Source organism: Mucilaginibacter gossypii, from assembly GCF_017569325.2.
GTDB classification, from domain to species: Bacteria; Bacteroidota; Bacteroidia; order Sphingobacteriales; family Sphingobacteriaceae; genus Mucilaginibacter; species Mucilaginibacter gossypii.
In genome coordinates this window covers 2,209,415-2,225,189 of the sequence record NZ_CP071878.2, presented here as the reverse complement: position 1 = coordinate 2,225,189, position 15,775 = coordinate 2,209,415, and the positions used below count along the sequence as shown (strand labels likewise).

The following is a 15,775-nucleotide window of genomic DNA, read 5'->3' as shown; positions in this document are numbered from 1 at the left end:
GCGCGGTAGTTTCTGGATCGGAGATTAATAGAAAACCAGAACAGTTCAATTTTAATCAAACCAAAAACCTAACGAAACTATGAAAATTAATCTACGTAGTTCAAAAAACTGCGAATTTCTGTTTTTAAGTCGAAGAACATTTTTAGTGATGAAGCTAATTATTTTGTTAACTATCGCTTTCACTTTACAGGTTAAAGCGGATGTGTTCGCCCAAAAGATCACCCTGTCCGAAAACGGGGTGCCGCTCGAAAAAGTATTAAAGGATATCAATAAGCAAAGCGGCTTTACTTTCTTTTATAAAAATAAGTTGCTGCAAAACTCTCCCTCGGTATCTATCAACGTTAAAGAGGCCGATATTAAGGATGTACTTGATATTTTACTCAAAGACCAGGCGCTATCATACAGTTTTGCCGATAAAACAATCGTCATAAAAAGTAATGGCGAACCTGTTGAGGCTGATCCCAATAAAAATAAAGCCGCTATAGCAAATATTGAAGTTAAAGGAACTGTGGTTGATGAGACCGGCCGGCCCTTACCCGGTGCTTCGGTAAAAATTAAAGGAACAGGGCAGGGGATGACCACCAATGAAAAGGGCGAGTTTGTGTTTAAGAATATACCGGACAATAGTACTCTCGTCATCTCTTTCATAGGCTATACTACCAAAGAAGTTCAGGTCGCGAAGGATCTTGGCATTATCGCCCTTGTTCCGGGTGCCGGCCTTCAGGAAATTGTTGTAGTAGGTTACGGAACCCAGCGTAAGGAACGCGTTACCGGTTCGATCGTATCTGTCGGTACTAAGGAGTTGCAACAAAGCCCGGTCGCCAATTTAAGCAACGCGCTTGCCGGTCGTTTACCTGGCTTGTTAACCGTTCAAAACAGCGGTGAGCCGGGTGCCGATGGTTCGTCTCTGAACATTAGGGGCTTCGGTACGACTAACAATTCGGCTCCACTGGTTTTGGTTGATGGTATCCAAAGGGACTTTAGTGGCATAGATGCCAATGAAGTAGAAAATGTAAGCATCCTTAAAGATGCGGCTTCAACCGCTATTTATGGTATACAAGGTGCCAACGGGGTGGTGCTCGTTACTACTAAACGCGGAAAAATAGGAACATCCCGTATTTCGGCGACCGCTCAAAATGGCTGGCAGTCTCCAACCTCTTTACCGCAATATGTTGATTCATATACCGGCCGTAAACTCTATAAAGAAGGTTTGATAAATGATGGCCTTTTTGCAGATACCAGCGCTTATACCGATGTTTTGCTGAATAAATACCGAGACCGCAGCTATCCGGCCTATCAATATTTATATCCCAATGTGAACTGGACCAAAACGATGCTGAAGCCGTTCTCATACCTGTCGCAAGGTAATTTGAACGTCACTGGCGGCACCGAAAAAACAAGATATTTTATCTCGTTATCCTATCTGCAGCAAAACGGCCTTTATAATTATGAAGATGCGGTAAGCCAGTACGATATTCAGGCTATAACCCATAAATATAATTTCCGCTCTAACATCGACCTGAGTCTTACCAAAAACCTATCGATGGAGTTGAACCTCGGGGCGATCGTTTACGACAGGAATTATCCCGGCGCGAATGCCTCGCAAATATTTAACGATATCAAACAAACGCCAGCCTGGTATTACCCCATAACCAATCCTGATGGATCGCCCGGCGCTGCACCAAATACCAATCAGTCGCCTTATGTCGATTTAACCCAATCGGGTTATCAACGAAACTTTGAAACCGCGCTTCAATCTACAGCCGGCTTTAAGTGGGATCTGGGCTGGTTAACCAAAGGTTTGAGTACACGTGTAAGGTTATCGTTTGATAACGATAACTTCCGAAATGTAAACAGACCGTTATCCAACATCACTTACCAATATTTATTGAACCAGGGAGTTGCCGATACGGAGACCGACCTGGCAGCCAATGGCCATTATGTGATTGTAAATAATGGTACCGGTACGCTCGATTACCAGGTGAACGCCAACGGATCGCGACGCACTGTATTGGAGGCTTATATGAACTACGACCGTGATTTTGGTAAGCATTCGGTAAAAGCGATGGCTATTTACAACCAGTCGAGTTTTTTTGATGCTGTGGGTGGTGGTGTAGGAAACGCGAGGGCGGGGCTGCCCTACAAATACCAGGGTGTTTTAGGCCGCGCGGCGTATGCTTATGACGACCGTTATCTCGCCGAGTTTAATTTTGGCTATAACGGCTCAGAAAACTTTGCCGAAGGGCACCGGTTTGGTTTCTTCCCGGCTGTTTCGGCAGGCTGGATAGTATCAAACGAACATCTTATTAAAGATAACCCTTCGCTCAGCTTTATCGATCAAATTAAATTGCGGGGATCATACGGTATTGTTGGTAACGATAAGATAGGCTCGAGCAGGTTCCTCTACCTGAGTTCGTGGGTAACGGGCGACTCGTACAGGTTCGGGTTTAATAGCAACGGGAACAGTTATACCGGTTACCTGGAAGGCCAGGCGGGCAATACATTATTAACCTGGGAACGGTCAAAGAAAATAAACCTGGGCCTTGACCTGAGTTTATGGAAAGGGATGTTCTCACTTTCGGCGGATGTTTTTAAAGAACGCCGCAATAATATCCTGGCTACCTCGCAGCTGATCCCCTCTTTTATAGGCTTACCGCAAATACCGGCGGTTAATGCGGGCATAACAGATAACCGGGGGTACGAGATTTCGCTAAGCCACAGGCACGAGTTTGGCAAAAAACAGGGATATAGTATTACAGTTAATTATGCCTATGCCACCAACAAGATCCTGTTTTATGCCCAACCCGATTATCCCGGTCGCGAATGGCAGGCTTTAAAAGGTACGAGTATCAACCAAATTTACGGTTACACCGCCCTCGGATTGTTTAAGAGCCAGCAGGATATTGATAACAGCCCTTCGCAAGCCAGCCTTGGTGTTACCAAACCGGGTGATATTAAGTATAAAGACCTAAATGGCGACAATGTGATCAACAGTTTAGATGCCGGTTTTCTTCCCGGAAAAGTGGCGAATCCCAAATCGCAGTTTGGTGTCGCGCTGGGCTATCATTATACCAATTTTGATATAAGTGTTCTGTTTCAGGGTGGTTTGGGGGGCTCCACTTTATTGTCGGGATCAGGGGTTTATGCCTTTTCGCGCTTTGCCAGTTCGCTGGTACAGGTGGTTGATAACCACTGGGTGGCCTCAAATCCCGATGCCAATTATATGTTCCCGCGTATTTCATCGGCTGATAACGTGAACAATCAGCAAGCTTCCACCTTTTGGATCTATTCATCAAATTACCTGCGCTTAAAAACCGTTGAACTGGGCTATACCTTACCCACAACATGGATGAAAAGGATAGGAATAGAGAACGCCCGCGTTTTTGTTAATGGCATTAACCTGTTAACATGGAGCAAGCTAAAAGATTTCAATTTCGATCCGGAAATTGGTAACAACGGTACTGGAACTTATCCGCAGCAAAAAGTGATCAACGCGGGTTTAAGATTTACATTTTAAAATATTAAACATGAAAAGCAACAAACTCATATACCTGTTTTTAATTGCCTGCATTTCTGTGGTTTCCTGCAAAAAATATCTTAATGTCGTACCAACAGAGCTGGTTACTCAGGATGCTGTTTTTAATAATATCCAAAATGCCGAAGGTGCCTGGAACCATTTATACGCATCGCTAAACAATAATGATATACAGTTCATTTACGGAGGGGGAACAGTTTTAGGGGCCTGTACTGATGAATGTAAAAACCATTGGGAAAATGTGCCCGAATTGCCGTTTAATTCAGGCGCATGGAACGCTACCAATAATTCGCTCGATATCTGGGGCAGGGCTTATCAGTATATCCGTTCTGCAAATATTTTCCTGGCAAATATTGATAAAACGCCCGTTCCTGCTTCGAGGAGTGATTACTACACGCCGCGCATTCCGCTTTACAAGGCGGAAGCGAGGTTTCTGCGCGCTAATCAATATTTTGAATTATTCCGAAGATACGGCGCCGTCCCTTTAATCAATACAGTTTTAGCCACAACAGATCCGGCGGCCACCACCACAACAAGGAACACCGTTGATGATGTGGTTAAATTTATCACCTCAGAATGTGACGCCATTGCGGAAATTTTACCGGTAAATTATGCCAGTGGCTCAGCAGATTATGGGCGGATAACCAAGGGCGCCGCGTTAGCATTAAAGGCCCGTACTTTACTGTATGCAGCCAGCCCGTTATTTAACGGAAACACTATGTATGCCGGTATTAAAAATGCCGATGGAACGCAGTTATTTCCTCAGGCCTATGACAACAATAAATGGCTACTGGCTGCCAACGCAGCCAAAGCCGTGCTAAACCTGAATACTTATTCACTATCCAATCCCAACCCAACAAACCCTGTTGATAACTATGCGCAGTTGTTTTTTACCAGAAACTATGATGAGATCATATTGCCATATATTATGGGGAACAACAGAAATTTCGAAGATAATTATTTACCTAACGGCCGCGATGCCAATGCCGTTAACGGAAACGGAAAAATGAGTGTATTCCAGGAATTAGTTGATTCGTACGAAATGAATAATGGCAGGCCAATAACAGACCCTCAATCGGGTTATCAAGCTACGGGCTTTTGGAATGGCCAGTTATGGGACGGTGTAAGGAATACGCCTGTATCCAATATATCAAATATGTATAAAAACAGGGATCCCCGTTTTTACGCTACTATATTTTTTCAGTACGACGTTTGGAACTACACCAACAATGCGAGGCCTTTAAAATTTGCCTGGTTTGGCAATAACGGCGGTGGTTGCGACGGCTGGCCTAAACCTGGTACCAACTGCGAAACAGGTTACAACTGGCGTAAATGGGCCGATCCTAATGTTAATTTAAAAGGTGGCGGCGATGCAAACCGTAACTTTCCGATTATCCGTCTGGCCGAGATATATTTGATTTATGCTGAGGCTATGAATGAATATTTAGGTGCGCCAAATAGCGATGTATATAACGCTGTAAACGCCGTACGCAGCCGGGTATCTATGCCGGGCTTACCCATCATCGCTTCTGATAATACAAAAGAAGGTATGCGGAAAAGGATCCAAAATGAAAGACGTGTGGAGTTTGCCTTTGAAAATCAGCGTTTTTGGGATGTTCGTCGCTGGTTGATAGCTAAAACTGTAGACAATGGAAATATGCACGGCATGAACGCGAGACCTACACCTGGCGAGCTGAACTCTACCGGCTTAGATCCTAATAGTGAAGCTGCAGGTGTTGCGGTGTTTTATAAAACGGTGGTAGATCAAACTCGTGTTTTTGCCGACAGGCATTACCTAATGCCAATACCTCAGACCGAGATTAATATCGACCCGGCACTGGTACAAAATTATGGATGGTAACCTAAACCCTTATATAGGCTGACTTGCTCTTACCTTCGGTTTTCAAATAACGCTGTGTAAAGATAAACCCAGGACGGCCAACTAAAGCGGTTGTTTTGAATAAGACAATCGCTTTATCCTGGCCGTTGATAAGCGAAAAGTAAACGGCAGGATACCTGTTATCAATTTTAAGTCACCCTTGTTTTTTTAATATCAAACAAAATCGGATTCTTTAAACCGGAAAGCTATTGTATGCCCGTTCACAACTGCTCATCAGCTAAATAAATACACTATCTGGTCGGATACGCCCCGTTCAGCTCTTATGATTATTCCTGATCACAGTTTTAAAGTTCACTTATATGCTCATGTCCTTCAAACATAAAACAATAACATTTTTTAAACTATTAGCCTGCTACCTAATCTTTTTTGCAAATAACTCATATGGTCAAAATGATAATCAATTAACGCCCGACCCAAAAGCTGTTGTGCAATCCGGGAACGTGCGGTTTACCGTTCTTACAGATCAACTGATAAGATTACAGTGGGGGCAGCCTGCAAGTTATGATAACAGGGCATCGCTGGTTGTGGTTAACCGTAAACTGCCTGTTCCTGCATTCAGCACGCGGACGGAAAACGAATGGTTTTACCTAAAAACCAAGAAGATTGAGCTTGCTTACAAAATCAATTCAGGAGTATTTGATAGCACCAACCTAAAGATCCGTTTTTTGAATGCTGATACGGTATCGTGGAAGCCGGGGCAAAAACAAAAATTCAATTTAAAAGGAACTTCCCGCACCTTAGATGGGCAAGACGGTGAAATGAACCTGTACAGTAATCAAAAACTCCAATTGGAAGATGGTATCCTTTCGCGGGATGGCTGGTTTTTTCTTGACGATTCTCAATCCTTAAGATTAGATGACTCTGACTGGCCCTGGATAACCGCTCCTGGTGCCCCAAAATTGGATTGGTACTTTCTGGGCTATGGTGATGATTATAAATCCGCGTTATTGGATTTTAGCAAAGTTGCAGGTCACGTGCCTATGTTACCACGCTATGTATTTGGTTACTGGTGGTCGCGGTATTGGAGTTACTCGGATAACGAGCTTCGGGAACTGGTGCAAAACCTGAAACGATTTGATGTACCTACTGATGTTTTGGTGATAGATATGGATTGGCATACCAGGGGCTGGACAGGTTACACCTGGAACAAAAACCTTTTCCCCGATCCAGACAACTTTTTGAAATGGGCAAAGGACAACCATTTGAAAATCACATTGAATCTCCATCCGGCAGATGGTATCCAACCAACAGAACAACGTTATAATGATTTTGCAGCCTATATAAAGACCGATTCCTCCCAAAGGAAAGCTATCCCGTTTGAAGCATCAAACAAAGTGTTTATGCGTGGCTTATTTGATATCGTATTAAGACCAATAGAAAAAGCCGGCGTTAATTTCTGGTGGCTGGACTGGCAACAATGGCCAAACGATAATAAGATTCCCCCAATTAAGTAATACATGGTGGCTTAATTATACATTCTTTACTGATAAGGCAATGCATAGTCAAAACAGGCCGCTGTTATACCATCGATGGGGAGGATTGGGCAACCACCGTTACCAGATTGGATTTTCGGGAGATACTTTCATGTCGTGGGAATCACTGGCTTATGAACCCTATTTTACAAGCACTGCATCAAATGTTTTATATTCTTACTGGAGCCATGACATTGGCGGGCACATCCTCAAGGGAAACGAAAAAGGGGTAGAGCCTGAACTTTATACACGTTGGCTGCAATACGGTGGTTTCAGCCCGATCATGCGCACACACTCTACTAAAAACGCAGCCATCAAAAAAGAGATCTGGAATTTTGCTCCGGAGTATGCTACAGCACAACATGATGCCGTCAGGCTGCGTTACGCGCTCGTGCCCTACATCTATACAATGTCGAGGAAAACGTTTGAAACCGGCATCGGGCTTTGCCGGCCAATGTATTATGATTATGCGAAACAGCCGGAAGCTTACAGCTATAAAGAAGAGTACATGTTTGGCGATAATATGCTTATCAGGCCGATTACAACACCATCGAATGATGGCTTCGCCACAGTTAAAGTTTGGTTGCCGAAAGGAAATGATTGGTATGAGTGGTCTACAGGAACTTTGCTAAAGGGAGGGCAAATACTTGAACGTTCATTTTCGATTAACGAATACCCGGTATATGTAAAAGCCGGCTCGGTAATACCCATGTACAATAATCAAATTCAAAATCTGGACAAAAATCCGGATAACCTAACGCTGGGAATATTTCCGGGAGGTAGCGGTAATTTCCAGGTTTACGAGGATAACGGAAACAATAAAAATTATAAAAACCAATTTGCCAAAACTAACATAGCATCACAGCTCGACGACAAAGCGCTGATTGTGAATATAGCGCCTACTGTTGGCAATTATCAAGGCATGGCCGAACGGAAAAAAATTAAAATAAAGCTATTTGGTACCCAGCCGCCGTTAAAGGTATCGGTGAACGGCAAACCTCTGCAATTTAATCCTGATAGCCAGGATGGCTGCTGGAATTATGATGGCGACAATCTATGTTTAAATATTTTGCTTCCTGACCAAAGCTGCAAGGTTGCAAGGCAATTACGCATAACCTATAACGAGGCACCAGGAGCCTTGACAACTGCAGGGCTTGTAGAGAAGTTCAAACGCTTGTCGATGATAACATCTGTATTAAAAAATAGCGATAATGGTAATGATGGTATTTATATTCCGAAAAATCTTGGTTTTGCGGAGGAAACAAATCGCTTACTGAGTTATCATCCAGTGAATTTTGAGAAGTATTTAAAACAGTTTGAAACTTCTTATAAACTTATACCAGACGAAATCAGATCGCTTAAGCAGATAGGAGAGCGGGAAAAGGGTAGGCTTATAAAGCTACTGCCTTAAATGTAAATAATCAACCTACAAAAACGGGCTCAATCATCAAATAAAGTGGCAAATCGTTTTAGGTCATCTATAAATTGGTTCGTGTGCTCTTTTAAATGCTAATACCTAACTGGGTAAAAATTTCACAAAGGCAATGGTAGGAAGCTGGACCCAAATACAAAGACATAACTACAGGTTAGTTATATGCCTTAATCTTGTTGTTAATCTTGAAAAACATCATAATTGATCTGTTTTTTATTTAGTTAGTATATAAAGTTGCAGACAACCAATATTATTTTTAGTTATTTTATCCCTATTCGAAACCATCCATAAAACGGGCCTCGGATGGAGGGCTTTATGGATGGCTTATTATATAAAAATAATTTTTCTTGTTTTGGGTCATCAATCATTACTGACCAGACTTGCCCTGGCTAGTGGTTTTGGCTTCGCTGGTTCCCGTTAAGAAAGCCAGGTTGTAGGATATTGACACGAAGAACGAACCCTTGAACGTAGATTTGTAGGTAACTGCTGATTCCGATATGGGGAGGTCTTTGAAAGAATTGTTTTCCCTGATATATTTATCACTTAATTGCTGGTAACTCCCCCATACAGCACCAAAATTTACGCAAAAGCGATTGTGACTACCATATAAGATGCTAGCCCCGGTAAAATAGCGTGGACGTACCGTTTGGGTTAAACTTAATCCCGCCCCTAACGTAAGACTTGCATTTAAACTCGTTCCAAACTTGGGGTAGAAATGCAGGAAACTGGCAAATCCCAATTCTCTTTTACCATCGTTTTCCTTGTAAAGTTGGTTAACTGTAGAATCTTTGCCTGCTACGGTCTTTACAGAGGTCGAAAGCGTGCTGCGAAATGCATAGTTTTCATCCCTGCCGGATCCAAGATAAAGGCCGGAACTTACATCGATCTTAAAGAAATTTTTGATATAAACCGTTTGCGTTGGCCGCTGCTTTGTGGTTGAGATCAAACTGGGGTAAGGAGAATTCTTTTTTGCCACAATGGCCAGACGCAATTGCATAATATCTTGCTCCGGCATGTTTCCAAGGCGGTGGGCAATGGTATAATTGGCCGCAACAAATTCGCCATACAGGGATTTGATCTGATGATTTAAAGTAGAATCTGCTGTAGTTTGATCCAGGAACAGATCTAGAGCCTGTAATAAACTAAGCTGGTAACGCTTGCCCAGCAAACTATTCAGGGCTGCATCGATAACGGATAGGGCCTCCCTCTTTTTTTGAACGACACAATTATGTAAATAAAGATTGTTTTTTCTGTAAAACTCCAGTGTTTGATACATTTCTGCCTGAATTACCAATAAAGCTGCTTTTACTTTGTAATAATCTTTTCTTTGCTCAACAGGAAGCTCCTTCGGCAGATTGGCTCCCTGGGCAAATGTCATGTCACTTTTGTTGATGATAAGATTGTTGAGTGTAGAGTTGGATTTGTTATTGACGAGCATCGATGAATCGGCTAAAGTGATGTCGTAAAGTAAGGGATTTACATTTTTAACAACCAAAACGAGCGGGTCTCCCGCGGAAAGAACGATGTTTTTCTTGCTGGAAACAACAAATTTGTTATTGTCTGGTGAGGAAACTGGACTTTTCAGATCATTAGACTCTGTGCTTTTGACAAAATAGGTTAAGCCCGAACGTGCATCATAGATCAGCTGGTTGTTATTATTAAAAGCACCATCATCACATGATGGACATTCCTCTGAACAGGATTCAATCTTTCTGAATTCTGAAAGTGAAAAACTGAATTTTTCGTCCTTTAAATACTCCCAATAGGGTATTGCCGCTGGCCCTTCATTTGATGGCGTAGGAGTCTGCTCGCTCTTTTTGATTGAATCGATAGTGATTTTGATCGCACCAAAAGTCATTTTAATAGGGGCGGAAAGAGCTAAAAGTTTATTGTCCTTATCTTTGACGGTCAACTTGCTTTTACTGGACCTTAAATCAACCGTAAAGTGCTTATCTTTCACCCCCTGTTTCAATATGTATTCTTTTCCTTCGGAATTAACTTTCAGATTAGTTTTTCCGCTTTGATCGGTGTTGTTATCGAAGTCTATTTTCAGGTCATGGTCGAAATTCGATGAATACTTTCCTATGTTGTCTAATTTAACAAATATAATCTGATCAACGGCCTGAGCTTCTTCTGCTGCCCCTTCCTGAACGATATCAATATTTTTAGGGCCTATTTTTAGACTGAAATTTCCTGTTATAGCTAATGTTTTTCCGGCTATATTTTGGACATTCAGTTTCCCTCCTGCAATTGTGAAAGCAATGTTGAATTTACCATCGGGTATTCCTTTTCGTAAGTCCTGAGTTCCGAAGTCATCCGTTGATATCTGGATAAGTACATTGTCATCCTTTTTACTGTTTGAGAAATTGATATTAAACGCTTTTTTTAAATCGACCGAATAGGTCGGCCGAAGCGAATCCATGTTAATCTCAACATCTTTTGCGTGGGAGCGGAAAGCAAATGCTACTATTGAAAATAGCATTAATAATAAAAATCTGAGCTTCATGATTAAGAAATTATGGTTGCTGATAGTTTATTTAAAATAGTACTCATAGGGATGGCATAGGTGAACCGGTTATTACCTGCAACGACCATCCCTATCGGTCTGTCCTGGTCATCGTACACGCAAGAACCCGAGTCGCCCTGTCTGGTAAGCGAGCTGTAAGTATTGATGTCATTAACATCAGTATAACTGGACAACATCATTAGCCCGTTGAGCGAATGAGCAGGCAGACGGCCATAAGTTATTGGGACCGGGTTACTTGCTCGCTCCTTGGTGATTTTTCCTCTTGCGATCCTGCCGCCTCCGCAGACAATCCTTATTTCGGTGATCCTCACATCTGACGAATTAATTGTGCGAGGGGTTTTCGGCTGAATCACATAATTCAGATTTTGGTCATCCGGTGTGTACAAAGCCAGATCGAACTCATCGTCGAACAAACTATAATGAAAATTGCCATCCAGCAGGCCATCTGTCAGCGCTGGCTTTAGGGTGTTTTCGCCGTTGAGCTGAACAAAAGGGCCTCCCGTATAAATGTGCGCGCAGGTCATAAATTCCGGATTATCGTTGCGATTCAGCTTGCAACAAAGTGATCCTGTAAAGCCTGGAGTTGCTCCTACAGCCACTACCCCCCCCTTGACCTCCATGTGCAGTTGGTGCAGAAATACCAGTTAATACGTTTACTGGCACGCTCACGGTTCTTCCAGTGTCAAGCCGGGCTTTTACATTGGAGGGGATTGAACCCGGACCCGCCGTAGATAAATGCACCTCAATACAATCGATCAGGTTGCCGTTTTTTATCATTTTTCCCTGAAGCGGTGCGTAGAGTAGTCCTGGGACATTGAATAGGTTGGAATTTTGGCTGATCGCGGCCTCTATGATATCGTGATAGTTTTGTTTGAGAAAATCGTCAAACTCTTCAATATTATCCGCCTCAAAAGTATTGGGATCGACGAGTTTCCTTTTTAAATTCTTAACCTGAAACAGCGTGTCAAGGAGGTCATGGAAGAATTTTGAGCCGAAGGTTAAAAAGAATGCCGTCAGCGGAAGAGATAAGAAGAATAATATCTTGTCCAACAAACTATATGGAATGTCCTTCCACATCAGAACAGCCTGGGGATCAGAGCTGGAAATCATCTTAAACAAATCTATCCGAAAAGCGGCAGCAATCACCAGTCCGATGATAAAACTTAGCGAATTAACTTCACGCTCTATAAGCTTGTCCAATTCCTTGGCCCGGCCGGTTTGCTTCTTGCCGATGTTTTGCCAGATCTTTAAGCGCCTGCCGCTTCCATATGGTTTAATAAACGGAGCATATTTCCGGATAAGTTGAGTGATCTTCTCAACAATAACAGAAATGATGAACAAAATGATGTTGATCGCAATTATTGAATCTAAAAAATCGTGAGGGGGCAAATTTGATGGGGGCATGATGCAAAAATTGAAGTGATACAAAATCTAAAACATCACCTAGCGTGCGCATTTAGATGATATTCAAAATTACATAGGACCCGCGTTAACGACTCTGGGGGATATCCGGTATCTGTTACCGGAATTTTCCGGTATTTTAAAGTTGGCTTGCCCGACCTTAGCGGCCCTTTGATACCTGTTAATGAGTAAAAAAAGGAGGAAGATTGCCTTAACAAGTTGTAATGCTGAATTTATCAGGCAGGGATAGGACTGGTCATTTCTTTTCGACCACAATGGTAGTTCCTTTGCCGGTAACTGAAGTAATACCGGCCTGGTAACCGATTTGAGTTGCTCGATATATGATGTTTCGGATACCGTAGCTTTCGGCTTTTTCTGTATAACTAAAGCCTTGGCCGTTATCTGATACACGGACCGTTATTTTGGTCTTATTTGCACCGATAGTAACAGTAAGTCTGCTGCATTGTGCGTGCTTGAAGCTATTATTAATGGATTCCTTGATGATCAGAAAAAGGTTTCTTTTTTCTTTCTTGGTGAGTCCAACAGTGTCAAATCCTTGTGTAGAGCAATAGAAATCAACCTGTTGGGCTCCTGCAATTGGCAATGCAAATTTGTTAATTCTGGCAACCAATCCGTTCACATCGTCATGATCATCTTCGAGTACCCAAAGCATATCTCTGAGCCCGGTTAAAGTGCTCCCGACAAGTTCATGAAGCTCCATCAGGTAATCGTTTTTATCTTTTTCTTCTAAAGCCAGATGCGTGAATATTTTGATGGAATTAAGATTACTTCCCAGGTCATCATGTAAATCATTGGCAATCTCCCTCCGGATTTGCTGTTGAATTTTTACTTGTTTGATCCTGTAGCGATAGACCAGCCCAAATACTGATACAACAGTAATCATGATTCCCGTTTTAAACCACCAAGTTTCATACCACTTAGGTTTGACCACCAGTGTAAGGCTTTTGGGCTGACTCCAGAAACCGTCCTCATTAGAAGCCTTGACTTCCAGAGTATAAGTCTCAGGCCGGAGCCCGATGAGGCTGATCTGGTCGCGGTGCCCATTATTGATCCAGTTTGAATCGATCTCTTTGATCCGGTACCTGTAATCAACACGCTTGGGGTCATCGAAGTTTATTCCAGAAAAGGATATCGTTGTTTGCAACCAATTTGAATGGATATTTACTTTTTGAACCGCAATACAAGTGTTAACCGAATTCTCTCCATTACTTAATTTGACTTCTACGTTTTTGTAGTAAAATAACGGAGGTTTTTTATTGGTTGTCAATCTCGATGGATCAATCACTGTGAACCCGTTTATTCCTCCCGCGTAGATCTTTTCCTGATCGACTGTTGAGCTGACCTCCTCGAAGCCATTTGAATGCAGTCCATTTTCACTGAAGTAATTTTTAAATTTATGGTTCCGGAGATGGTAAACGGATAAGCCGTTATTACTTGTCATCACCAGAGAAGAATCGCCAATGTTAAAAATATTATATAACCCATCATTACTTAAACCATCCTTCAAGCTGAGAAGCTTCAAAATCTGCCCCTTGTTGTTAACCTGTATGATGCCATTGCCGTAAGACGCAATCCAGTAACTGCCCATCGCCTCACACATGTCGAAAAACAAACTGAGCTTTGTGTATTTTTGATCAGATATAAAGTCAGGGAAGCTTGATTTACTGAACGTGTTGCTGATAACAGTGATCGTTTTATCAGAAAGCACCCACAGTCTGCCGCGTTTGTCAAGGTATATATTGTTTACTGAATTAGAAGCGAGGGACGGAACAGAAGAAATATCTACTTTTTTTACCAGCCGGCGCTTATAATACCATAACAAAATACCCTGATCGTTTTCGGTTCCCATTACGACGAGCGAATCGCCCAGCCGCAGATGACTGTTTATCGTATAAGTTTTATATTTTTTAAATTCCGGATATATAGAAGTAGCCGGTAAAATGGCTTTTGTCCTATCTAAAATAAAAAGACCGTCATCTCTCGATAACCAGATACGACGATTGGGGTCATTGAACATATGGTGATATAAATGAAGCCGATCCAATTGGGTTAAACGTCCGTCCGACCGACGAAGCAACATCAGGCCGTTACTCTGTCCGCATAGGATATCTTTGTTTGACAAAACCATAAAATACTTAATATTCTCAATAATAGCGACTTGTAAGTATTCTGGTGACCTATAGGATTACCTTTAAAAAGGTCACCTACGGAGCACCGGAACAAAGCGATTGATTGGTTTAATTTGATGAGGGCTAAAAACAGAAAACGCCGTAAATAATTCATTTACAGCGTTTTTTATCTTAATCGAATAATACTTGGCGGAGAGTTAGGGATTCGAACCCCAGGAACCTTTCACAGTTCAACAGTTTTCAAGACTGCCGCAATCGACCACTCTGCCAACTCTCCGGGGACAAAAGTACAAATCCGGGGCGAATTGCCAAATTTCAATTTCACTTTTTTTGATTTAATTAAATAATCTTTATAAGTTATTGATTAATAATAAGTTAATTCTTTGACTGGTCGGTTTTTTTTGCCCGAAAAGTGTTAAATCTGGGTTTTACAATACGGATTGTACGCTTGGAAAGCTCTACGGACGCATTTAATTCGAACCCGATGATCAAAATTAATGAGTTTATATACATCCAGATCATCACAACGATGAGCGTGCCAATGGATCCGTAAACTTTATTGTACGACGAGAAATTGTTGATATAATAGGAAAAGCCCAGTGAGGTTAAAACTGCCAGTGCCGTGGCCAGTATGGAGCCAGGGTTAATAAAATTCCATTTCTTTTTATGTGCAGGAGCGTAGCGGTATAAACAGCCTATGGTCACAAAAATAATTACTACAATAATTACCCACCTGAAAAGCATCACCGGGTAAACCCAGAAGTGATTTTCAGACGCCACATGCGATTGGATGAACCGGATAATGGATTGACCCAGGATGAGTATGGAAATGGCTAGTAATAACGCGAAGCTTATAGCTACGGTAATTCCTGTTGCTACCAGGCGCCTTTTGAGCCAGCTCCGCTTATCCTCAATTAATGAGGATTTATTAAAGGCCTTCATAAGATTAATAACCCCGTTAGTTGCAAAATACAAGGTTGTTAGGAAACCGAATGAAAGGAGCTTGCCGTTTTGATTGCTTACAATATCAAAAAGGGTTTCTCTGAACGCCATATAGGCATTTGTAGGCATTACAGAGGCCAGCACCATCATCAGGTTGCCTTTAAAATGTTTTATGGGCACGTAGGGGATAAGCGTGAACAAAAAAATAGTAGCCGGAAAAACGGCGAGCATAAAGCTATAGGCTAGTGCATAGGCCCGGTTAATAAGCGAGTTATTGGTGATTTCCTTTACAAAAAAATCAATAACGGTGTATAGTGGCAACGGCCTGAAACCCGGAATGATGACAGACTTCGTCCACTCGATGATGTACCTGTAAAACGTAAACCGGATTAAAAAGCGGTGCAGCCATTTCATTT

The 15,775-nt window shown here is 42.1% G+C and carries 9 protein-coding genes and 1 tRNA gene; 4 read left to right on the top strand and 6 right to left on the bottom strand.

Features of this window, described 5'->3' with window-relative positions:
- Window positions 1-79 precede the first annotated feature (79 nt).
- From J3L18_RS09350 to J3L18_RS09335, 4 genes are all read left to right on the top strand, one after another.
- Window positions 80-3,517, top strand: coding sequence for a TonB-dependent receptor (locus tag J3L18_RS09350; RefSeq protein WP_129571039.1), 3,438 nt, complete (start codon window positions 80-82; stop codon window positions 3,515-3,517).
- Between the two features lie 10 nt (window positions 3,518-3,527).
- Window positions 3,528-5,396 carry a RagB/SusD family nutrient uptake outer membrane protein gene (locus J3L18_RS09345; RefSeq protein WP_208102471.1) on the top strand — a complete coding sequence of 623 codons (1,869 nt, stop codon included), beginning with the start codon at window positions 3,528-3,530 and terminating at the stop codon, window positions 5,394-5,396.
- A 344-nt stretch (window positions 5,397-5,740) separates the two neighbouring features.
- Window positions 5,741-6,889, top strand: a complete 1,149-nt coding sequence (locus J3L18_RS09340; protein WP_189549304.1) for a TIM-barrel domain-containing protein — start codon at window positions 5,741-5,743, stop codon at window positions 6,887-6,889.
- Between the two features lie 40 nt (window positions 6,890-6,929).
- Window positions 6,930-8,318, top strand: coding sequence for a glycoside hydrolase family 31 protein (locus J3L18_RS09335; protein WP_129570277.1), 1,389 nt, complete (start codon window positions 6,930-6,932; stop codon window positions 8,316-8,318).
- Window positions 8,319-8,706: 388 nt separating this feature from the next.
- On the opposite strand, the gene J3L18_RS09330 is transcribed toward J3L18_RS09335, so the two are convergent.
- The 6 genes from J3L18_RS09330 to J3L18_RS09305 form a co-directional block, all read right to left on the bottom strand.
- Complete coding sequence (locus J3L18_RS09330; protein WP_129570276.1) at window positions 8,707-10,845, bottom strand: hypothetical protein; 2,139 nt, start codon at window positions 10,843-10,845, stop codon at window positions 8,707-8,709.
- A gap of 2 nt (window positions 10,846-10,847) precedes the next feature.
- The gene (locus J3L18_RS09325) at window positions 10,848-11,390 is read right to left on the bottom strand and encodes a hypothetical protein (protein WP_129570275.1); all 543 of its coding nucleotides are present in this window, start codon (window positions 11,388-11,390) and stop codon (window positions 10,848-10,850) included.
- 10 nt (window positions 11,391-11,400) lie between these two features.
- Window positions 11,401-12,270: a hypothetical protein gene (locus J3L18_RS09320; protein WP_129570274.1), complete on the bottom strand. Its 870-nt coding sequence runs from the start codon at window positions 12,268-12,270 to the stop codon at window positions 11,401-11,403.
- Between the two features lie 253 nt (window positions 12,271-12,523).
- Entirely contained in the window at window positions 12,524-14,410 is a 1,887-nt protein-coding gene (locus J3L18_RS09315) for a sensor histidine kinase (RefSeq protein ID WP_189549302.1), read from the bottom strand.
- A 194-nt stretch (window positions 14,411-14,604) separates the two neighbouring features.
- Window positions 14,605-14,694 (bottom strand) — tRNA-Ser (locus tag J3L18_RS09310).
- A 98-nt stretch (window positions 14,695-14,792) separates the two neighbouring features.
- Window positions 14,793-15,773, bottom strand: coding sequence for a YihY/virulence factor BrkB family protein (locus tag J3L18_RS09305; RefSeq protein ID WP_090525923.1), 981 nt, complete (start codon window positions 15,771-15,773; stop codon window positions 14,793-14,795).
- Window positions 15,774-15,775 lie beyond the last annotated feature (2 nt).

Excerpts from the sequence above, each read along its gene's own strand:
- J3L18_RS09325 (WP_129570275.1), bottom strand. The coding sequence starts at position 11,390 with ATGACCTGCGCGCACATTTATACGGGAGGCCCTTTTGTTCAGCTCAAC.
- J3L18_RS09335 (WP_129570277.1), top strand. The coding sequence starts at position 6,930 with ATGCATAGTCAAAACAGGCCGCTGTTATACCATCGATGGGGAGGATTG.
- J3L18_RS09345 (WP_208102471.1), top strand. The coding sequence starts at position 3,528 with ATGAAAAGCAACAAACTCATATACCTGTTTTTAATTGCCTGCATTTCT.
- J3L18_RS09305 (WP_090525923.1), bottom strand. The coding sequence starts at position 15,773 with ATGAAATGGCTGCACCGCTTTTTAATCCGGTTTACGTTTTACAGGTAC.
- J3L18_RS09340 (WP_189549304.1), top strand. The coding sequence starts at position 5,741 with ATGTCCTTCAAACATAAAACAATAACATTTTTTAAACTATTAGCCTGC.
- J3L18_RS09350 (WP_129571039.1), top strand. The coding sequence starts at position 80 with ATGAAAATTAATCTACGTAGTTCAAAAAACTGCGAATTTCTGTTTTTA.
- J3L18_RS09320 (WP_129570274.1), bottom strand. The coding sequence starts at position 12,270 with ATGCCCCCATCAAATTTGCCCCCTCACGATTTTTTAGATTCAATAATT.
- J3L18_RS09330 (WP_129570276.1), bottom strand. The coding sequence starts at position 10,845 with ATGAAGCTCAGATTTTTATTATTAATGCTATTTTCAATAGTAGCATTT.